The sequence below is a fragment of the Lentibacillus persicus genome (assembly GCF_900112705.1).
In the GTDB taxonomy this organism is placed as follows: domain Bacteria; phylum Bacillota; class Bacilli; order Bacillales; family Amphibacillaceae; genus Lentibacillus; species Lentibacillus persicus.
Genome location: NZ_FOMR01000011.1, coordinates 1 through 20,400, shown reverse-complemented (window position 1 = coordinate 20,400; position 20,400 = coordinate 1). Strand labels below are relative to the sequence as shown.

At 42.9% G+C, this 20,400-nt stretch carries 16 protein-coding genes; 4 read left to right on the top strand and 12 right to left on the bottom strand.

Annotation, left to right across the window (positions count from 1 at the left end; all coding sequences use genetic code 11):
- The first annotated feature begins 32 nt into the window (after window positions 1–32).
- A complete protein-coding gene (gene tenA, locus BMZ22_RS13580; RefSeq protein WP_090086544.1) occupies window positions 33–725 on the top strand; it encodes a thiaminase II in 693 nt (230 codons plus the stop codon).
- 213 nt (window positions 726–938) lie between these two features.
- Here tenA and BMZ22_RS13575 read toward each other — a convergent pair whose 3' ends face one another.
- From BMZ22_RS13575 to BMZ22_RS13550, 6 genes are all read right to left on the bottom strand, one after another.
- Window positions 939–1,793: a chemotaxis protein gene (locus BMZ22_RS13575; protein WP_090086543.1), complete on the bottom strand. Its 855-nt coding sequence runs from the start codon at window positions 1,791–1,793 to the stop codon at window positions 939–941.
- Window positions 1,794–1,975: 182 nt separating this feature from the next.
- On the bottom strand, window positions 1,976–2,398 hold the full coding sequence (locus BMZ22_RS13570; RefSeq protein WP_090086542.1) for a pyridoxamine 5'-phosphate oxidase family protein: 423 nt from the start codon (window positions 2,396–2,398) through the stop codon (window positions 1,976–1,978).
- A 224-nt stretch (window positions 2,399–2,622) separates the two neighbouring features.
- Window positions 2,623–3,141: an acetone carboxylase subunit gamma gene (locus tag BMZ22_RS13565; protein WP_090086540.1), complete on the bottom strand. Its 519-nt coding sequence runs from the start codon at window positions 3,139–3,141 to the stop codon at window positions 2,623–2,625.
- Window positions 3,142–3,153: 12 nt separating this feature from the next.
- Window positions 3,154–5,346, bottom strand: coding sequence for a hydantoinase B/oxoprolinase family protein (locus tag BMZ22_RS13560; RefSeq protein ID WP_090086538.1), 2,193 nt, complete (start codon window positions 5,344–5,346; stop codon window positions 3,154–3,156).
- Window positions 5,347–5,378: 32 nt separating this feature from the next.
- A complete protein-coding gene (locus BMZ22_RS13555; RefSeq protein WP_090086536.1) occupies window positions 5,379–7,550 on the bottom strand; it encodes a hydantoinase/oxoprolinase family protein in 2,172 nt (723 codons plus the stop codon).
- Between the two features lie 288 nt (window positions 7,551–7,838).
- Entirely contained in the window at window positions 7,839–9,449 is a 1,611-nt protein-coding gene (locus BMZ22_RS13550) for a BCCT family transporter (RefSeq protein WP_177183448.1), read from the bottom strand.
- Window positions 9,450–9,801: 352 nt separating this feature from the next.
- Between BMZ22_RS13550 and BMZ22_RS13545 the strand changes: the two genes are divergently transcribed.
- The 3 genes from BMZ22_RS13545 (at window position 9,802) to BMZ22_RS13535 (ending at window position 12,306) form a co-directional block, all read left to right on the top strand.
- Complete coding sequence (locus BMZ22_RS13545; protein WP_090086532.1) at window positions 9,802–10,710, top strand: glycine betaine ABC transporter substrate-binding protein; 909 nt, start codon at window positions 9,802–9,804, stop codon at window positions 10,708–10,710.
- Between the two features lie 63 nt (window positions 10,711–10,773).
- Complete coding sequence (locus tag BMZ22_RS13540) at window positions 10,774–11,547, top strand: SDR family NAD(P)-dependent oxidoreductase (protein ID WP_090086530.1); 774 nt, start codon at window positions 10,774–10,776, stop codon at window positions 11,545–11,547.
- A gap of 234 nt (window positions 11,548–11,781) precedes the next feature.
- The gene (locus BMZ22_RS13535; protein ID WP_090086528.1) at window positions 11,782–12,306 is read left to right on the top strand and encodes a TetR/AcrR family transcriptional regulator; all 525 of its coding nucleotides are present in this window, start codon (window positions 11,782–11,784) and stop codon (window positions 12,304–12,306) included.
- A gap of 61 nt (window positions 12,307–12,367) precedes the next feature.
- Here BMZ22_RS13535 and dmpG read toward each other — a convergent pair whose 3' ends face one another.
- From dmpG to BMZ22_RS13500, 6 genes are all read right to left on the bottom strand, one after another.
- Window positions 12,368–13,387, bottom strand: coding sequence for a 4-hydroxy-2-oxovalerate aldolase (gene dmpG, locus BMZ22_RS13530; protein ID WP_090086526.1), 1,020 nt, complete (start codon window positions 13,385–13,387; stop codon window positions 12,368–12,370).
- Window positions 13,387–14,286 carry an acetaldehyde dehydrogenase (acetylating) gene (locus BMZ22_RS13525; RefSeq protein WP_090086524.1) on the bottom strand — a complete coding sequence of 300 codons (900 nt, stop codon included), beginning with the start codon at window positions 14,284–14,286 and terminating at the stop codon, window positions 13,387–13,389. The genes dmpG and BMZ22_RS13525 overlap by 1 nt, the downstream gene beginning before the upstream one ends.
- Before the next feature lie 184 nt (window positions 14,287–14,470).
- The gene (locus BMZ22_RS13520) at window positions 14,471–15,292 is read right to left on the bottom strand and encodes an alpha/beta fold hydrolase (protein WP_090086521.1); all 822 of its coding nucleotides are present in this window, start codon (window positions 15,290–15,292) and stop codon (window positions 14,471–14,473) included.
- A gap of 369 nt (window positions 15,293–15,661) precedes the next feature.
- Window positions 15,662–16,642 (bottom strand): catechol 2,3-dioxygenase, encoded by a 981-nt coding sequence (locus BMZ22_RS13510; RefSeq protein ID WP_090086517.1) that lies wholly within the window; start codon window positions 16,640–16,642, stop codon window positions 15,662–15,664.
- Window positions 16,643–16,687: 45 nt separating this feature from the next.
- Entirely contained in the window at window positions 16,688–17,896 is a 1,209-nt protein-coding gene (locus BMZ22_RS13505) for an acyl-CoA dehydrogenase family protein (protein WP_090086515.1), read from the bottom strand.
- A gap of 295 nt (window positions 17,897–18,191) precedes the next feature.
- A complete protein-coding gene (locus BMZ22_RS13500) occupies window positions 18,192–20,027 on the bottom strand; it encodes a XylR N-terminal domain-containing protein (protein WP_090086513.1) in 1,836 nt (611 codons plus the stop codon).
- Between the last annotated feature and the right edge of the window lie 373 nt (window positions 20,028–20,400).

The following is a 20,400-nucleotide window of genomic DNA, read 5'->3' as shown; positions in this document are numbered from 1 at the left end:
AACTGTAAGCTTAACAATAAGGAGAGATTTTCATGCGTTTCACAGACGAGTTGAAAGAAGCAACAAAACAAAGCTGGGAGTTGAGTTTAAACCATCCGTTTGTTAAAGAGATTGCCCGAGGCGATTTACCGCTTGAAACATTTAAAAACTATATTATGCAGGATATCTACTATTTAAAGCATTACGGCAAAGTGCATGCGTTCGCAGCGGCTCATGCAGATGATTTCAGCGTCTCCGCAACGCTTGCAGACAAAGCGAAAAACACGGCCGAAGCAGAGCTCACAGTGCATAAAGAGCATGCTCAAATTTTAAATATTACCGATGAAGAAATAAACAACTTTAAACCGGCACCTACTGCGTATGGCTATACGTCTCATTTGTACAGGGCTTCGTTGTCCGGCAGCCTGGGACAAATTGTAGCAGCAATGCTGCCATGCTATTGGCTGTACGCCGACATTGGTATCACTTATCAAGATGCAAAACCCGCGGAAAAATTATATGCCAATTGGATTCAAATGTATGCGAGTGATTGGTTTCAAAACGCCACTCAAGAAATGATCGATCTGCTTAATAAATTAGCTGACGAAGCAAGCGAAAACGAAAAGGAAAAGATGAAAGAGCAGTTTGTAATCGCAAAAGAATATGAACTGGCATTCTGGGAAATGTCTTATACGTTTGAAACATGGCTTTCGAGCTTGAAAAACGCTGATATTGTAAAAAATTAATGAAAAGTCCGGGACATAACATTTGATTTTAATATACAAAAAAACGAACGACAAGTTTGGCTGGCGAAGGGAATATGCGAAAACCACTGCAGAAAAAGGCGACGCATATTTCCAGAGCGGCCTGTCCCGGACCCTTCCTATTATCGTTCGTCTCTTCCTTTGAATTTAATCGTAATGTTTTCGCCTTTTTAAATCTGCCTGCGTTACAATTGACTAATGATTAACGGCCCTCCATGTACGAACCAGCCCTTCCACAATTCGAGCAATCACTGCATTATCGTTGTCATACTTGGAATGTGATAAAGGATTCCATTTCGTCAGGAGACCGCCAACGTTCACTTGTACATCCTCGGTCACAGCATTTTGATAGTTTTTGTTGAGGTTTTTAAGCGGATAGGCAAGAATATCATCTTTATCGTAAAAGTTTAGCCATTCGCCGGTTACGTTGGTGTGATAACGATGCAATGATGGTGACGGAACACTTACCGGCACGCCAAAATCAGTATACCTTAACGACCATAAAGCAAGCGGACTTCCCAACGTGTAAAATAAAGAAAGTGTTTCACCCTTTTCCAAAGGCGTATTGCTTGTGTGCCGTTTTGTGTTTATACCAATATTGCGCTGTTTCACCTGTAAATCAAGAAAATAATTACTCGCTACGACCGAACCAAGACTATGGCTAATAACACATAAAGGTGCCCGTGCGCCTGCTTTTGTTTGGAGTCGGTTCAAGCACTGTGCTAAAAGCGCATGGACGTTGTCATAGTTGTGGTCAGAGTCCGGTGTCGGTTGATATGCAACAGCATCGGCCAGGAAATTAACAGCAAATCGCCGCAAGAAATTGTAATCCAAATCCGCTCCTGTCTCCATTCTTTCCCATAACGCTTTCGCCTTATCTTCAAATACCGATGACCAGAAGACCGATTGAAAGACGAGTTCCTTTTTCGGGTTATAGTTTTTCAGCTGCTTACCGAAACCTTCTGACAACTTTTGAATAAAACCATCGGCAAAATTTTCATCGGGCGAGCCGGCACCATGCAGAATAATAATACCGATTTTCTGAGTCATATGCGCCCTCCTGAACAGTTGGGATTAAGCTTTTCATATATATAATATGATTGTATCAGGAAATACCATCTATGTATTGAGGAGAAAGCATTGAAAATATGTAAAAATAAAGCCGGCCTCAATGAGCCGGTTTTATTCGGTAAATCACATTCATTTTTAACTGTTTGGTACATAACAACTGGCTATAATTCTAACGTTTTTGGCGCAGCACCTTTTTTGTTCATAACCCGTATTGTGACCGGCGACACTTTCAGCACAATAAAGTTGGGATCATCCGGTCCATTAAACCAGTTCTCCATATACGACGTCCATAGTTCTTGTTTAAGTTCAGGGCTGCTGTTAATTTCAGCTTTTCCTTCATATTCCACATATTCATCACCAAACCCTTCTCCTTCATAACCTAACAAAATATGGGTGCTTGGATTTTCTTCTATTTCTTCTGCTTTATGTGTTTCGCTGCTTGTTGCCGTATAGAGTGTTAATTCTTTTCGAATAAACGTCATATAGCGTGAGTGCGGTTTGTTTTGTTTAACCGTCGCCATCGTACCGACAGCGTGCGTATCAACAATCTGTTCAACGGTCTCTCTCAATTCCTGCTCATTCATTTGATATCGCCCCTTCCATTAACTTATCACCTGTCTAATTACTTCAATAAATGCATGTTCAGCCAGGTTTACTCATTAAAATTTAATCCTAAGCCGTATTATTAACGTATGGAATGAAATCATACAGTATCAAAGCAATCTATAGTAAGGTTGTTAATGAAGGACGCGAAAAAAACATAGCTGAAAAGAAAAAGGGCCGCTGACACGGCCCAATTACGTTTTAATTAACTTCTCCCAATCTCAGGCGGTAACTCCCGACCGAGCCAATCACGGTAAAAAGTCTCTAAATACGGCAAGAAATCAAATACGATCGGGTAACCCGGTGCAGCCGCTTCCACTTCCAACAGGGTGGCACAACCTGGACAAATAAACTCGCGGATTTCCATCCAGTCCGGATCATAGCTATGACGTCCAGGATAGATTTCAGCAATCTCTTCTTCTTCATTTCGAACATTAATAACAGCATTTAACTTCCAGTTGTTGGTGTAATGACCAAACTCATGACCACAGCCACATTTAACAACCCGCTCGCCTTGAGGCTCACTATTCCTGGCAACGATATACAAATGCTCTCCAATCGGCAGCAGTATCTGGTCGTTAAATTTTACCTGATCTTGAAGGATATCAATATATTTGAAAAACCGATCATCGTCTTTATACTGACTCATAATTGATTTCGTTGTCTGCCAAGGCAGTTTACCGTCAATTAAATCACGAATTACTTCCTTATCATAACTTGCCATCATGATCACTCCTTACATTGTAAAGTTTTCCGGCAGCTGCCAGAATTCACGGAACTCTTTGGCAAACTGGCTGGAAATGCCCATTGTATCCTGATACATTTTATACACTTCGGTAACAAAGTCTTTTTCCAACACGCGCTCACGTTCAGAGGCAATCCAATTTTTAACAGGCATGGCCTTCTTTAACCGGGCATTTCGGGTTTCAGTGCGTCGAGCTTCAGTTGCTTCTGAGTTGACACGCCATGCGTTACGTTCCTCGTCATATTCAAGCACGACAGCATGGGTTCTTTGAGCGATTTCCGGCGTCACATAGCCATTCTCCACATCCCGGACAACATCCAGCGGGTCACGTTCGATGGGGTCGCCATAACCGCCGCCCCCATTATATGAGTGCGCAAACAGATCTCCGGATTGCAGTGGTTTGTCTATATGCGGTCCTTCAATCTCTTTTTTCTCGCCTTCAACCAACCGCTCCAAGTCGGTCGTATACGGGTCTTTACCCAACGAGTGTGGTAAAGGCTTCTGCTCTTTAATCCTTTCCTGGATATTGCTGTCCCGCACAGTAAAGTGTCTATGGGCTGTTGGCGCCGGATAGCCTCCGCACATGCCGGCGTTATCAAACACACGACTTGAATGTTCGGACGTCGCAATCGTCACTTCGTCTGTATTGTGGACAAGCCAAAGTGACGTGAAAGCTGTCCCGCCACGGTTGCGGCCTGCACCGCCCGAATCAGTCGCGATACTTCGCCCCAAGTAGAGCATTGGTATGCCCTGCTCCCAAACCTCCATGTTGCCCATGTCAGATTCAGGATTCCAGCCGACATAACCGTTATCGATCCCGTCTTTTATACCAAGAGCGCCACTGCCGGCTGCGGAACACTCAAACATAGCCATCCCAAACTGGCTGCCGTACTGGCTTTGGCCGCCCATTTCCACCATTGGACTGTTTACCTGGCCGACAAACGCTTCTTCTTTGAATCCCCGGCTGACAAAACCCCGGCTGAGCAATCGCTGAAAAATGCCAAAGGCCGGTAACAGCAGTGCCCAGGACGTGGCCGTTGCCACAGTGTGCCGGTCCGGGTTCGTCCAAGTTCCCGATGGTAAATTCATATCTGTAGCAAGCCAGGCTCCGTCATTCACTTTACCTTCAAAGTTCATTGACTGAGTCAAGGTAACAAATAATCCGCCGTCCATACCAGCTGGTGTACAGTTCATCGAGTGGTAACCCCAGGAACCGGTTCCTTCAAAATCCAAATGCATTTGTCCATCGCTGCCCACATCCAGTTCAAGCGGGATCGAATACAGTAAGTTTTCATCGCCTAAAGGCAGGATCCCGGGTTTACCCTCAGTGAGGTGGCCATAAAACGTGTGCCCTCTGTAGCGACCTGGCACCATAAGCTGTTGAACTTTGGAAAGCTGCGCACGGCGCCCTTCTTCAATGAATTCGCGTGTAGCCCGTTTGTAGTAGTCTAAACCGACTTCATCAATAAGCTGTTTCACTTGTTCGCGCAATTCCAGGTTAGCTGCCAATTTTGCTTTATCGTCGAACATCCAATAGATAGGCATGCGGAGGTTCCGCTCCAACCGGATTAGATAATCCCGGCGCAGTTCGTCTTTCTCACCCACTTTTTCTGCGCAAACAAACAAGCCTTCGGTAAAACGTTCTTGTGCCAAGTAGACGTCACCGCCTGGGGTGATACCGCCGACCTCCAATTCGTGAGCAACTGTGCCGGCCCAGCCGACCAGCTCATCATTATGAAAAATTGGTATAACAACCATAACGTCCGGCACTTGGACTGTGCCGATAAAAGCATCGTTATTAGCGAAAACATCGCCTGGGCAAATACCAGGTGAGTCCTCGTATCCATTTTGAATCATCCATTTGATAAATCGGCTCATCGTATGTACGTGAACCATAATCCCAGTGGAAAGGCTAATTGCATCGCCTTCCGGAGTGTATAACGCTACAACCATTTCTCCTACCTCGCGCACACCAGGAGAAGCCGAAATGCTTCTGGCCATCTCCCGTGATGCTATCGTCATTGATCGAAGCTTTGTGTGCAGGCTTTCATAGCGCAGTGGATCCTGCTCTCGGGATTTCAATTCCGTTATGCCTGCATAACAGCCTGTTTCTTTGAATTTACGATCATTCTCAAGCAGCTGTTCCTTAATTCCTATTGCTATATTTTCAGATACGTTGCTCATAAGGATCCTCCTTTTTTTAGATTCAACCTCGTCTACAATACGTTTCCAGCTGAATTTTTCGTGTCTTCGCCGTGTTCGTAGTGAAGAATCGTCCATTCATCTACACGGACCCGGTCCCCCTCGGGGATCACCAAGGTCGTAGCAGGGTGCTCGACAATGGCAGGGCCTTCAAGAACGTTTCCAGGTTTCAGCATATCCATTTCCCAAAGTTGCGCCTCCTGCCATTCACGATTGTAATACATGGAACGCTTTCCTTTGCTCGCTTCAGGATCAGGAGTCTTGGACCCCAAAGGACGGCGGCTCAACTCCGGCTTCACTTTTTCCACACGGGCGTTTAAGCCGAGTTCCATAATTGTATAACCGGCTGTACCATAACCGGAGACACTGCGATTAATCGTTTCGTACAATTCTTCAAATGCTTGTGTAAGCTTATCCAAGTCTTCATTTGACTCTAATCTGGCCATTGGCGCTGCCACTTCAACATCTTCAAGTTGGCCGGTGAAGCGCATCATAGCAAATGGCTCACATACGACTGCATCCGCATCATGACCCTCAGAGACAAACTCCGAGCGTGCTTTCTTATCAAGTTCACTCCAGATTTCATTAATCTGACGTCGTGCTTCTACCCGGTCCTTATCCGAGGAATCAGGGCCGGTCATAATATGGACGGATTGACTGTGTCTGTGCAAATAATCCGCCGTTGTACAACCAAAGGCTGAAAATGCTGCCGCAAACGGAAATGTCAAAATACCTTTAAAACCAAGCCCGCGGCTGTACTCAGCCATGTGAAGCGGTCCGGAGCCGCCGTAAGCCATCAAATGGTACTCCCCTGGATCGACCCCACGCGTTGAGATAATGGATTCAATGGAAGACTTAGCTTCCATCTCCAGCATATTCACCATTCCTTCGGCTGCTTCATAAACATCAACGCCCAAAGGATCGGCAACTTTTTCTTTCAGCACCTGTGTTGCCTTCTCGATATTAAGTTTGACCTTGCCACCGAGGAAGTTATCAGGATTCAAGCGACCCATTATGGCATCACAGTCAGCAATTGTCGGCTCTGTGCCGCCCATATCCATAGCTACCGGACCTGGAACAGAACCAGCGCTTTCCGGGCCCAGACTCACCTTGCCTGTGGAGGGGTCCACTTTAACAATCGTACCGCCGCCGGCGCCGATGGTATCCATAGCCAACGTCGGCAAATTCAGCTTAAACCGGGCTAATGTCGGTTCATCTTCAATCGGCACTTTGCCGCGGGTGATTGCTCCAATATCAAAGCTTGTACCACCCATATCACTGACAATTACTGAATCTGCCCCAACCAACTCACCGACATGCTTAGCTCCCAAAAGCCCTCCGACCGGGCCTGAGATCATCGTTTCGTGCAGACGTGGATAGCGTACATCCGCAAGTCCACCGTATGAAAGCATTGTTTGCATGCTGTGCGGGAAACCATGTTCTTTAGCAGCCGCTTCAACACCCAATAGCTGTTCGCGGCCTCTGGCTGTTGCATAGGCTTCAATAAGCGTGCTGTTTAACCGGGACTGTTCGCGGATAATCGGACGAACTTGATGACTGAAGTAAATCGGGATGTCGACGTTATGTTCAGCCAGTACTTTCTTCGCCGCTTCGCCAATTTTTATTTCATGCTCAGGGTTAACGTGTGAATACATGGTACAGATACACAGCGCCTCAATGTCTTGCTCTAAAAGCTCTTCTACACTGCTGATTGCCTCGTGTTCATACGCTGGGATAACGACTTGCCCAAACTGGTCAATCCGCTCAGTCACGCCACGCACCCGGCTGAGGGGAACGAGAGGCTCAGGAAAAGCATGTGTAACGGCATGCAAACGGTCCTCATAAGAATAACCTGCCCATGATTGAAGTCCTCTCCCCATGAGGATGGCGTCTTCCATGCCTCGTGTCACAATCAGACCGATGCGTTTGCCGGTCCTTGATAACAACGTATTCAGCATGCCTGTACCCGAATAAAGAACTACCGCCAGTTCTTCAAAGGTTTGGTTGATGTCCAGATCCCAGATATTTGTCGCGTCGCGCGCTGATTCAATAAACCCTTCCGATTCGTAATTAGGTGTGGTCGGTGCCTTGCCGACAGCAAAATTGCCTTCTTGATCCACGAGAATCGTGTCAGTCATTGTGCCGCCAGCATCAATGCCGAGCACAAGTGGTTTAGTCTTTTTCATGGCACTGCTCCTCCTTCGATGATTTCTTCGATTTAATCTTGATTTCAAGGGCACGAAAACCATGAGTAAAATTTTGCACCCCTGTGATTCTTTCTAGTAGATAGCTTAACCGTCCAGACGGTTTGTTGTCAATACTAAAAAAAATGATTTTTTTCAAAATTGTTCTTCGCCCTATTGAAACTGGTGGTTTTGAAGTACTCACGCAACCAGTCGCAACACTATTCAATTTGGGTTGACAAATAGATTCTTTTAACAATCTTTCTTAATCAATGACACATTTCCGGTTTGCTATGTCTCATCCTTTTTTAAAAGAACATCTTCATTGTCTGCAGACATCTGATTACCTTGAGTTTCCGATGCAGGAATTTCGGAATATCTTACCAATGTTGATTTTTCTTCTCCAAAGTCTTCTTTGACAGACTTAATAAACGAAATAGTCATTAACACAAAAACCAAAATCATCGGCACCCCTACAATAACTGACGACAGTTGAACTGCCTGAAGCCCGCCTATTACCAATATAACGATACCGACTCCTCCAAGAATTAACGCCCAGAATAACCTGTAGAGACGCGGCGGCTGTCCCGTTTTATCAAGTTTTTTACTCGCGACAGATGATAAAATCAATGAAGCGGTATCAAATGTCGTTGCAGAGAATATGAGATAGGCGATGACTAATAGTGGAATGATAATCGCACTGAGCGGCAATGTGTTAATAACCGCCATTATAACGCCCGTTTGACCACTTTCTGCCATCATTGAATCAACTGGAATTAAATTGGACATTTGGATGTTTAGTGCATAATTTCCGAAAACGCCAAAAAACACCCAGCACCCCACCGGTCCTATTAAACATTGAGTAATGATGACTTGCTTGATCGTACGTCCTTTCGAAATCCTGGCCGTAAACAAACCTATTAAAGACGCATAACCAATCCACCATGCCCAATAAAACACGGTCCAATCTTGCGGAAAACTTCCACCACTGATCGTTCCAAGATTCAGGCCCATCTCAAAGAAATCGTTAAACATCCTGCCTAAACCTTGTATACTATTATTCAACATAAATATGGTTGGACCAACAAGGAATACAAAAGCTGTTATTGCAGCTACAATAACGATATTGAAGTTTGATAACCTTTTAATCCCTTTCTCAAGCCCCAGGTAGACACTTCCACCAAATATCGCCACCCATAGCGCGATAACAATGACCATTAACCCTAATGTAACGGGAATATTAAACATTTCACTCAATAGTTCAGCTATCATGGGAGCAACCAATCCGATACTTGTTCCCACTACCCCAATCAACCCGATCATCATGGCAACATCGACAATTTTACCCGGCAAACCTTCTGAATGTTTACCCAGTATTGGTTTACAGGCGGCACTAAGCCTGAAATAGGGTACTTTTTTTACATAGAGTGCATATGCCATAGGGATACTGGGAAGCGCATAGATTGCCCACGCGAGTATACCCCAATGAAAAAAACCATAAGGTATAGCCCACTCCGCTGCACCTATTGTTCCTGGTTCCAAACCAAAGGGAGGCCCGGTTGTATAAGTAATTGGTTCAATCACCGACTGATACATGATTTCTGCACCAATCCCCGTTGTGAAAATCATTGCAAACCAACTAAAGTTTGAGAATTCAGGCTTGCTGTCAGGATCTCCCAATTTGATCTGACCAAATCTCCCAAAAACCAACCAGGAGAAAAAAATAAGTATCATAAACGGGAACAACACGAAAATCCATCCAAAATTACCAGTAATAAAACTCAGGATGGTGCCTACAACGTCTGCCGCAGCTGAAGGGTTTAGCCCAACAGGAACTAACCCTGCCAGTAAAATCAGCAAAACAGGCCATAGTACTTTATGTTCTACATTCAAATCCTTCAAAACATACACTCCTTATAAAATTATTTTCAAGCTTACACTTGTTGCTTAGTTCACCCCTCCTATTACATTAAATTCCAGTTCCCGCAACCTTTGCAGCACTCATCCAACATAACCACATAATCTAAAATATCGTAAATTTGTAACTGTATAAAATGTTTGTACAGTTCAAATCCTCCATTCACTTTATAAAAATCATACTTTATAACGCCATATCTTTGTTTATGTCAATATTCCGCGAAATTACTCGAAAATTGTCATTTGTGGATTATTTATCTTTATGGTACGGTATCTTTTATTAAAGTCAGCACCGATCAGTCATCATAGGAATATCCAATTTATAGGAGGAGATAAAATGAAGAAAATGCTTTTTCTTCTGGCTGCGATTCTATTAGCAGTCGTTATGTACGGTTGCACGTCAAGCAATGAGTCAGAAGGTGCAAGCGATGACAGCGAGGCGTCGAACGAGTCGGGTGATAGCCAAGCGGAAAAACCAACGTTAACTTTTGGCAAAACACCGTGGACAAGCACTGTTCCCCCAACAGAAATAGCTAAAATAATTTTGGAAGATATGGGTTATACAGTAAATGAAAAAGAGGCCAATCTTGGAGTTGTGTTTACGGGGTTATCAGAAAATGATGTGAACATCTTTATGGATTACTGGGAACCTCAACACGAACAGTATCTAGAGAAATATTCCGATTCAGTAAAGATTGTATCCACAAGTTATGGAGATGCGGATTGGGGAATGGCGGTTCCTGAATATATGGAAGACATCAATGATGTTGGAGATTTGAAAGGGAAGGAAGATTCGGTAAATAACGAAGTGTTGGCGATAGAAGAAAGTGATCCAGCTGTTAAGGATATTCCCAAAGCTGTTGATGCATATAATTTGGACTTGGAGATGATCAATTCCTCAGAGGCGGCAATGCTGGCGGCGACTGAAGAGAAAATCAAAAATGAAGAACCAGTTGTTCTGTTTGGATGGCGCCCCCACAGCATGTTTAATAAATTTGATATTAAATTATTAACAAATGAAAAAATCCCAGAAGTTTTAGGTAGCTCAGCTGTTCATGTTGTTGCCAATAAGGAATTGGAAAAAGAAGCGCCTGAGGCCTATGAATTTATAAGTAATTGGAGTATGCCAATTGATGACCTCGAAGAAATGATCACTAAAATTGACAATGGAGAAAACCCCGAAGAAGTTGCACAGACATGGATTGATAATAACCAGGATAAGATTGACAAAATGAAGGGGGAATAACTGATTACATACTTTTATCCCTACATCAGTAAATAAATTCAAGTAATGGAAGGAGAAACAAACATGGGAAGATTAGAAGGCAAGGTCGCCATTGTCACAGGTGGAGCAGGGGGTATTGGCCAAAAAACAAGCGAGACATTTTTAAAAGAAGGGGCTAAAGTTGTACTTGTAGATATGAATGAAGAATTACTTAATACGGCAAAATCTAACCTCCAACACCTTGGAGAAGTGATCGCGATTAAAGCTGATGTTACGAGTGAGGATGATGTGAAAAACTATGTTAATGAAACGGTGGAAAAATTTGGACACATTAACATCTTCTTTAACAACGCTGGTATTGAAGGAAAGGTTGCTCCTATTGTCGATCAGGAAATAGAAGTTGTAGATAAAGTGTTAAAAGTGAATGTACATGGGGTTTTCCTGGGACTGAAACATGTACTTCCTGTCATGAGCCGGCAAAAAAGTGGCAGTATTATCAACACATCCTCTGATGCAGGGTTGTCCGGAGATCCTGGTATTGCCCCTTATGCAGCATCAAAACATGCAGTTGTTGGATTCACTAAAACAGCCGCCTTAGAAGTTGCTAGTAATAATGTTCGTGTAAACTCTATTCATCCCACTTCAGTGAATACACGCATGATGCGTTCTATAGAATCAGGCGTAAATCCTGAAGATGACTCTAAAGCAAAGGAAGACCTCACGAATGAAATACCTTTGGGACGCTATGGTGAAACACACGAGATATCAAATCTTGTCCTTTTCCTTGCTTCCGATGAAAGCAGCTTTATCAGCGGTAGCCAGTATCGCATTGATGGCGGTATAGGTGCAAAGCACTGAATCAGTAAACATGGTGAAATTTTCAAGGTTTGCTTTTTCACCTTAAAAAGATACTCCTGGTATAAACTTTGTCCACCAAACTCATGACTAATACCGGTTATCCATTCCAAAATGTTATCGTCCGACGATATAATTTAATAGAGTCATTTAAATACTTTTAACAAATATTTATGACTTTTATTGACAGAATTCCGTCTGGACGGTTAATGTTATTGGTAACAGGAGGTATTGAGCGTGGATAAAAAAATGGAGCTGTTTGAAGCAGCACAACGTATTATTAACTCGAGAGGCGTATCGCATTTAACTTTAGAAAATATAGCAAAAGAAGCAGGAATGAGTAAAGGAGGGCTACTTTATCACTACCCAAATAAGAACGCGCTAATTGAAGGGGGAATAAAGGGCGTACTGGAAAATTATGCAAAAGAAATGGAAAATCTCAATTCTCAAGATACTCAAAACGGCCACTTTTTGAGAAGCTATGCTGAAGTGTCGCTTAATAACCCACAGCAGCTGACTTCAGGTCTTTTGGCTGCGATTTCGACAAATCCGGAGCTGCTGCAACCTATACAAGATCATTACCAAAATTGGCAAGGCAAGATTGAAGAAGATGGCTTGGATCCGGTTTTAGCAACTATTGTGAGACTTACAATTGATGGTCTGTGGTTTTGCGATTTGTTTGGATTGGCCCCACCAGAAGGTGAACTTCGAAAAGACCTTTTGGAAAGGTTATTTCAATTAACACAAACGGAACAAGAATAACCCGAATACTTACCATTAAAAAGAAGGCTCGGGGACTGTACCGAGCCTTCTTAATGTTGTATTAGGCATAAACCTTTTGCTTTTTAGCCAAATCCTGTGCAACGCCGATAATCCAATCTTCCTGACCACCGACTGCTCCCATATTTGCAATTTCCACTAAGATATCCCGTGGATCTACGCCATACTCTTTCCCCGCTCGTTCGGCAAATAGCAGGAAACTTGAATAAACGCCTGTATACCCTAATGTTAAGCTTAAACTATCGATTTGTACAGGACGCTCCATTATTGGCTTTATAACATTTTCCGCCGCATCCATGGATTTGTATAAATCCACACCATTGGCAATTTCCAACTTGTTTAGCACAGCGACTAATTGCTCTGTTGCCGTGTTTCCGGCTCCTGCTCCCATTCCTGCAAGACTTGCATCAATTCGGGTGGCACCTTCTTCATATGCAGCAATTGAATTGGCCACCCCCAATGATAGATTATTGTGACCATGAAAACCAATTTCCGTGTCCAGGTTTTCCTTAAATAAAGAAATTCTGCGCCGTGTATCATCCATCGTGAGCGCACCGGCAGAATCAACCACGTAGATGGTCGTTGCACCATATGACGCCATCTTTTTGGCTTCGTTCAGCAAATTTTCAGGCGATGTCCGGTGTGCCATCATTAAAAATCCGACGGTTTCCATACCAAGCTCATTTGCTGTTTTAATGTGCTGCTCAGACACATCAGCTTCCGTGCAATGCGTTGCCACGCGAACGACTTGCGCTCCCCACTCATTTGCCCGTTTCAAATGATCGATCGTGCCGATTCCAGGTAACAGAAGAACACTGACTTTTGCGTTTTTGGCATTGTCCACGGCAGTTGTAATGATATCTTTTTCAGTTTCCTTTGAGAAACCAAATTGAATGGAACTGCCGCCCAGACCGTCCCCATGCGTGGCTTCAATAATATCGGCACCGGAGGCATCAATTAATCTGGTCACTTCAGCAATTTGCTCCTTCGTATATTGATGGCGAATTGCATGCATGCCGTCCCGCAATGTTACATCATTTATGGTTACATATTCATTGCTCATCAAACCGTCTCCCCTTTCAACAGACTTTCCGCTATGACTTCACCGGTCTTTGTGGCAGCGGCCGTAATAATATCCAGATTACCTGCATATTTCGGTAAAAAGTCACCGACCCCTTCCACTTCAACTGATACCGTCACAACATCCCCTTTTACAACGGGAACTGCTTTATACCGATAGCCTTTTACGTAGCCTTGAACAGCGTGAAGCATGGCATCGAGTGATTTTATAATGTCTTCTTCTTTATCCTCCACATTTTCTGCTGTTTTTACATGAATGGTATTCCGCATAAGAATCGGGGGATCTGCCGGGTTAAGCGTAATAATCGCTTTTGAGTCCTTTGCCCCGCCAACTTCGCATAGGGCTTCAGCCGTCGTTACAGTAAATTCATCAATATTTTGCCTTGTCCCTGGTCCTGCACTCTTACTGGAAATGGAAGCGACAATCTCAGCATAATCAACAGCTGCCACATCAGAAATCGCTTTGACCATCGGAATCGTTGCCTGGCCACCGCAAGTAACCATGTTTACATTTTCAAGATACGGAATTTCGTCCTCTTTCAAATTAACAGAAGGCACCAGAAATGGCCCGACTGCAGCTGGTGTTAAGTCAATCACCTTTTTCCCCATATCTTTTAAAATAGGAGCATTGGTCAGATGCGCTTTTGCGGAAGTCGCTTCATAGACGATATCCGCGAGTTCCGGTTGCTCTTTTAAACCATCGATTCCGTTATCGATCGCTTTTACCCCGTTTTCCTTTGCTCTTTGCAGCCCTTTGGATTCCGGATCAATACCGATTAATGCCGTTACATCAAGCTTATCGCTCCGCAATAATTTGTACATTAAATCCGTTCCAATGTTGCCCGAGCCAATAATGGCACATTTAATTTTTTTCTGTGACATATTTTCACCTCTCCTTTCGACTTCTCAACGCACTGGCAAAACAGTAAAACGAAATTTCCAACGATTTTTTTCACAAATAAAGAGCGCAAGTTATTTATGTTCTCACGCTCTTATGGACCGAAATGTTATTTAAACTATCAAATCAACCTCGTCATCACTGAAATCATCATGATAAATAAAAAATTCAGGTGTTAATATAAGCAAAAATGTGGTTAATAAACTCGTCTGTTTTTTCAATTTGTGTCCAGTGACCGCACTCATTAAATAAGTGCAGCTCAGCATGCGGCAATAACTGGATTAGTTGATAGCTCGTCTCTTCAAATGGAATCACTTGATCCTCTAAACCATGAAATAATAATGTCTCAATCTTAATGTTTTTAATTTCCGATTCCGGTAGCGCCAGCTCATCCAGCCTTTCCTGCCGCTTATCAAAAAACATTTCTTTAAACGCATCACGTGTTTCGGGCTCGATACTGGCTTCATACCGCAAACGCACCAGTTCTTCATTATTCTTAGCCGCATCACTGTATGAGAATAAACCGATCAATTCACGCATGGTTTCAAGACTTGGTTCATATCCCCAAACACGATCCAAGCCGTATGAAATCTTATGCTCGATACCAACGGTCCCCATTAAAATTAATTTCTTTACCAAGTCAGGTCTTCGATGTGCCACGTGCATTGACAAAGCGCCTCCGAACGAATTCCCCACTAAATAAACCGGTTCATCGGCTACTTCTTCGATAAAGCCAATCAAATGATTCACCCAAAGGTCGAGGGTATAATCCTCTTTGGCAACTTTATCTGTACTGCCGAACCCAACAATATCGGGAGCATAAACATGAAGCGACTCACTTAATCGCGGGATAACCAACCGCCAGTTTGCAAATGCCGAAACCCCGGGGCCTGACCCGTGTATCAATACTATTTTTTCATTTCCTGATCCTTCCTCGTGATAATGTGTATTAATCCCGTTTACTTTCATATGCTTCGAACTGATTTCCAACCATATCCCTCCAGTCCCTTCTTATCCAGGGCGATTACGTCTCTTAATTGCTCAATAAATACATTGCAAATCTTGATTAAGGCAGCTGAAAACGGAGGCTGGAAAATTACTTATAACTTCAATATAAAAAGCTGACTTTAACAAGGGTTAGCGGAGGAAATATGCGGAGACTCCTGCGGGAACAGAGGCCTGGATGAGACCTCGAAATGCCTTGACACGAGAGGGCTCATCAGCCGCCCGCGGAAAGCGCAGCATATTTCCGGAGCGGTATATCCCGCTACCCTTCCTAATTTTTGTCGGTTTTTTATTTACTTTTACCCTTATGTCCCAGCCTCTTACTTTTACAGTAAGCGCCACCATCATTTACAGCTATGAATTTTTAACTGGCTCCTTAACCCTTACCGGTGTGCCATATTCGAAAAAGTCGGCAGGTAGATTCGAGCCGCCATGCCACAGAATAGCCTGGGCCGCATCTTCACCTTTCCATTCGACCGTTTTCCAATCCGGATCAAAAATGAGATAGCCTGAATCACCGAATAATTCGACACGATTACCGCCCGGTTCGTAAACATACATACACTGCGCCTGGGAGATGCCATGTTTGATTGGGGCCACTTCAATCTCGTGACCAGCTTCCACAAGTAATTCTGCAACGTCTGTTAAATGCTGCGGGTAGCCATACCAGTAGCAAATGTGATGAAGACGCGCTTCTTCGCCTAATGCATCGCCCATAATCGCAATGTCATGCGCCAGGTTCGTCACACTTAGCCACGCAGCAATATCTTTATCGTCGTCATCCAAAATCCGCTCGCGAACCTTAAAGCCCAATGCTTCTTCCAAAAATTCAACATTTTCATTGGTTTCTTTTGCCAGCAGATTAATATGATCTAAACGGCGGACCGGGACACCACGATTCGGACGTCTTTGCGGACGGTTTAACAATGCCGTTTTCTGCTCCTCAGGTGCCTGAAAATAGTCAACTTCCCAGAAAATTTCCATTTTATGACCGTCCGGTGAATTGAACTGATAAGCAGGACCATGCCCAATGTCACCCTCAATCCAGCCGATGCCGTAACCCATTTTTTCAATTTCGGCTACACGGCGCTCAAGTGCCTGTGGCGAGGTGGTTCGTAGAGAAAAATGACCCAGGCCCGCTTCATGATTTTCCGTAATAACCAATGTGTTATGGTAATGATCTTCGTACGCCCGCATATAAACGGATTTTCCTTGGCGTTCTGCTTCATCCATCCCCAAAATGTCTTTAAAAAATGTCACTGTTTCTTCTAATTTAGGGCTGTAAATTTCAATGTGTGCCAAATGGGCAATATCAAAAATCGGTTCTTTTTCCATTATAAGGTTCCTCCCCCAATTATTTTAATCAGTCAAACACTTTATTTACCACATTGGGTGTCCATCCAACCCAAGACTTGCTTTACCGTAACCAACCATCGCATCTTCATATAAATGTGAAGGGTGCGCTGAAACAGCAATCAAGTCACGGACAAAACGCTCCGAATGGCCTTCACGGTAGATGGCATTGCCGCCGAGTGTCGTCAAGATTCGAGTTCCCAGTTCTGCCGCGGTTTTCGAAATATGCCCGCGCATCGCGAACAGCTGCTCACGCTCTTCTTCATCAAGAACTCGCGTGCCGTTTTTCTCGTAATTACTTAATTTCTCCATATATTCTTTTGCGATCGATTTTAAGGACGTTAATTGCATTTTAAATTCGCCGAGCGTGCGCTGGGCACTGCTGCCGTCTTTTTCTTTTGCATTTTTGTTGTAAATGCGGACGCGTCCTTTTGTTTTTTCTTCAAAATCATTCACCAGACGCTCCAGACCGCCGATGGCAATCTGAGGAAATCCGGATAAGAAGTAAACCAAATATGGTACATTAAACAACTGATAGTCTTCTTCATAGTTGCCATCCGGTGCAGTGGCTCCTCCAACAACTCGCTTCACCGGAAAGACATAGTGCGGTGGTATATACACATCATCAAGTTTGACAGCATTACTGCCTGTGCCGCGCAGCCCGATAGGATCCCAATTATCAATAATCTCAGCATCTTTTTTATGGACGATAAATAAGCTGAGTTCCGGTTCCGATCCATCGCGTAATTGGTGAATCGCACCCAGTGCAATCCAGTCACACCATAGTACACCACTGCAGAAATTCCATTGTCCGCTAAGCCGATAACCTTCGCCGTCAGAATCATTGGTCACTTTACCAACCGGGGCAAAGACATCGGCCATCAGCGAACCGCTATTGTATAATTCTTCACGGCCTTGTTTAGGTAAAAATGCCGGCCATGTTTCATGAATAATTGCGAAATACGTAATCCATGCAGCCGGGACGCTGTAATTCGCAACCGTGCGAACAATATCGCCAAACGTAAAGAAATCCAGATGCTGGCCGCCGTACGCTTTTGGCCGGTGAAGTTTATGAAAACCGGCTTCCTTGATTTTTTCAATGACAACATCCGGTAATTTTGCATCAACATCTGCCTGCAATGCGTGTTCTTCTGCCAGTCTTCCCACTTCACGTGCTCTTTCAAGCAACTGTTCTCTATTCACAGTTTCCTGCTCGACTTCTAAATTAATTGCCAATGTGATTCCTCCTCATAGTTGAAAACGTTATCATTATAATCAGCAATTGCTTGATTAATTGTTAGTATATTAGCCTGAAATTAATTAATATAGCTATTAAAAATATCAAAATTTTATTTTTTTCAAATTTTATATGTGAAATCATTTTGCTGACCCCAGCAGAAAACGTGTGAGAAAAGGCGTTTCAATAACCTTGTATAACATGGTGTCCGGATCATTCAATCGACAAAAAAACAACCTTGGGAAACAGTTATCGTAACTGCTTTACCAAGGTTGTTGTGTGGCAATCAATAAGCTAAATGCTAATGCGGCCTTTTGCTTTTAACACGTTTAAAGCCATATAGACCGAAAAAACGCTTTTAGTATCATCCAGGTCAATATCCAGTGTTTCACTGATCTTTGATAAACGGTATCTCAGACCGCTTATCGACATCGAAATCGCTTTAGCCGTATTGTTAATATTGACCCCATTCTCCACATACGCATAAAACGTCTGAATTAAATCATCATTTTTGTCAACTTCGAGTAACTCTCCCACCTGTTTGTCCACAAAACGATTAATTAATGTTTCATCAGGTATTTGGAACAAAAGACTTTCAATCCCCAAGTCTTCGAAATAATGAACTTTTTCATTCGGATTTCTCGCTTTTAACGCCGCAAGCGTCTCATCATACAAAGCGGGCACTTGATCAATCGTTTGAACACATGAACTGACCCCCGCATAAAATGCTTGTTTGGAAAAACGGCGTGAACAGTCTTTGATAAGTTGTTTAATAAAACGTAATTGGTTGACGTAAACTTCTTTGAACGACGCGTGGTCAATTAATACAATAATTTTTCCTGATTTTTGCGACACGATCGCATTAATATATCTTTCTCTTAAAAGACTGTTAATATGGTTGATCAATGCTTCATTCACTTCAATTTTCCGGCTCATATCCGGATTCTCGTTTTCACGCTCAATCGTCAGCATCCAATATGAATCATTCGGATTAAAATTAAGGTAGTAGGCGGTTTTATATAATTCTTCCTGATCCATCCTTCCATCCAGTATGTCACTTAAAAAACCACGTCTGATGTTTTGTTCGGTGTTAATTTTAATGTTTTCATTTAACAATATAATCGATGACGTTATGGAAGCTTGATCAATAATCATATACTCCAAATTATTGGGAGTGCTGCCATTTTCAAAAAGAAAAGTACAGTAACCTTTGATTTGTTGTTCAAGATAAATCGGTGTACGAAGAAGCCCGGTATCTTCTGATAGTTTTATAAAGTTGGTCGTGTCGGTGTTAAGGTCTTCCAGGTCAAAATCAACCGTCACCTCATCAGACTTGGCCATAAGCTTGTGATCTTCATTTTCAATAAATATCGGACGCCCCGTCGATTGATAAAGCACATTTACAATTCGTTGAAGTCCTTGCTTTGAAAGAAGTTCTTTTATTAATCTCCGGTGTATTTCATATGTTTTATTCAAATGGTCCCGTTCGACCTTTAATTTGGCGGTTACTTCATCCAATTCCTGAATCATACTGGTGGATTGATAGTAGTGATATTCATTTTCCAGCTCGTCACCCCACTTTTCCATTGGGATGCACACAACTTCACAATGATCATACCCCATCGCCCTGCACTTGGTTTCTTTTACAAGAATCGGCCGTTCCAGAACGGTTGACAAATACCCGCTTGCATAGCCGCACAGTGTATGACAAATTGGCTCTTCACTGTAATTTTCACTCTTTAAAAACTTCTCCACTTCAAATGAATTGAACCAGGAGACATCAATTGATGCCAAGTCACCTGCTTCATCATAATCAATATCATCAATCCTCACGTAATCGAGGTAGCCATGCAGCATATGCAATTCAGGACCTGCATTAATCAAATCGCGTTCACTTTCCCATTGAAACGTTTTAGCTGTTTGGCCATCACTCACGCCATTATGCCAGCCATAACGAATAAAAATACCTTTAGAACGCTCTTCTCCCACCATTGTGGTGAGCTCCTGTTTTAAAGATTCAATTGCTGTAATTGGAATTGTAATCATACGCTCATAAAACGTTTTCAACGCTTCGTCTTTTGGCAATTCAAATATATCAGTCAACTTTGTGTCCTCCCGTTTAATCTCCATGAACATCCACCTCTTTAGCTTTTTTCAATACTAACGGACGGTCGATTTGAATATTTTAAAATTTTTCACGTTAAAAAAATAAAAAATTGCTATTTTTTATAGGATTTTTTTCTAATTTAAACATGCTACGATTTAATTGTTCAATCGGATAAGAGATTGGGCACGCAGTCGACGGTGTGTTATAAGGCCATTTTGTTAGCGTTTACATTAATATTTTTGTCATTATAACACATATGATGTCAAAAAAGAAAATGCCTTCTCTTATCCGAAATGAATCTACAAAAGGAGCATTCCTGTATTGAAAAAATTTGAGGGTATTTGAGGTTTGATACAAAAAGAGTCCCCTTGGTATAGTACGGGGTGTCGATGCGCA

What these genes read in the sequence shown, in the direction of transcription:
- BMZ22_RS13560 (WP_090086538.1), bottom strand. Translation starts at nt 5,346, where the DNA reads ATGAGCAACGTATCTGAAAATATAGCAATAGGAATTAAGGAACAGCTG.
- BMZ22_RS13510 (WP_090086517.1), bottom strand. Translation starts at nt 16,642, where the DNA reads ATGGAAAAAGAACCGATTTTTGATATTGCCCATTTGGCACACATTGAA.
- BMZ22_RS13545 (WP_090086532.1), top strand. Translation starts at nt 9,802, where the DNA reads ATGAAGAAAATGCTTTTTCTTCTGGCTGCGATTCTATTAGCAGTCGTT.
- BMZ22_RS13570 (WP_090086542.1), bottom strand. Translation starts at nt 2,398, where the DNA reads ATGAATGAGCAGGAATTGAGAGAGACCGTTGAACAGATTGTTGATACG.
- BMZ22_RS13565 (WP_090086540.1), bottom strand. Translation starts at nt 3,141, where the DNA reads ATGGCAAGTTATGATAAGGAAGTAATTCGTGATTTAATTGACGGTAAA.
- dmpG (WP_090086526.1), bottom strand. Translation starts at nt 13,387, where the DNA reads ATGAGCAATGAATATGTAACCATAAATGATGTAACATTGCGGGACGGC.
- BMZ22_RS13555 (WP_090086536.1), bottom strand. Translation starts at nt 7,550, where the DNA reads ATGAAAAAGACTAAACCACTTGTGCTCGGCATTGATGCTGGCGGCACA.
- tenA (WP_090086544.1), top strand. Translation starts at nt 33, where the DNA reads ATGCGTTTCACAGACGAGTTGAAAGAAGCAACAAAACAAAGCTGGGAG.
- BMZ22_RS13540 (WP_090086530.1), top strand. Translation starts at nt 10,774, where the DNA reads ATGGGAAGATTAGAAGGCAAGGTCGCCATTGTCACAGGTGGAGCAGGG.
- BMZ22_RS13500 (WP_090086513.1), bottom strand. Translation starts at nt 20,027, where the DNA reads ATGGAGATTAAACGGGAGGACACAAAGTTGACTGATATATTTGAATTG.
- BMZ22_RS13575 (WP_090086543.1), bottom strand. Translation starts at nt 1,793, where the DNA reads ATGACTCAGAAAATCGGTATTATTATTCTGCATGGTGCCGGCTCGCCC.
- BMZ22_RS13525 (WP_090086524.1), bottom strand. Translation starts at nt 14,286, where the DNA reads ATGTCACAGAAAAAAATTAAATGTGCCATTATTGGCTCGGGCAACATT.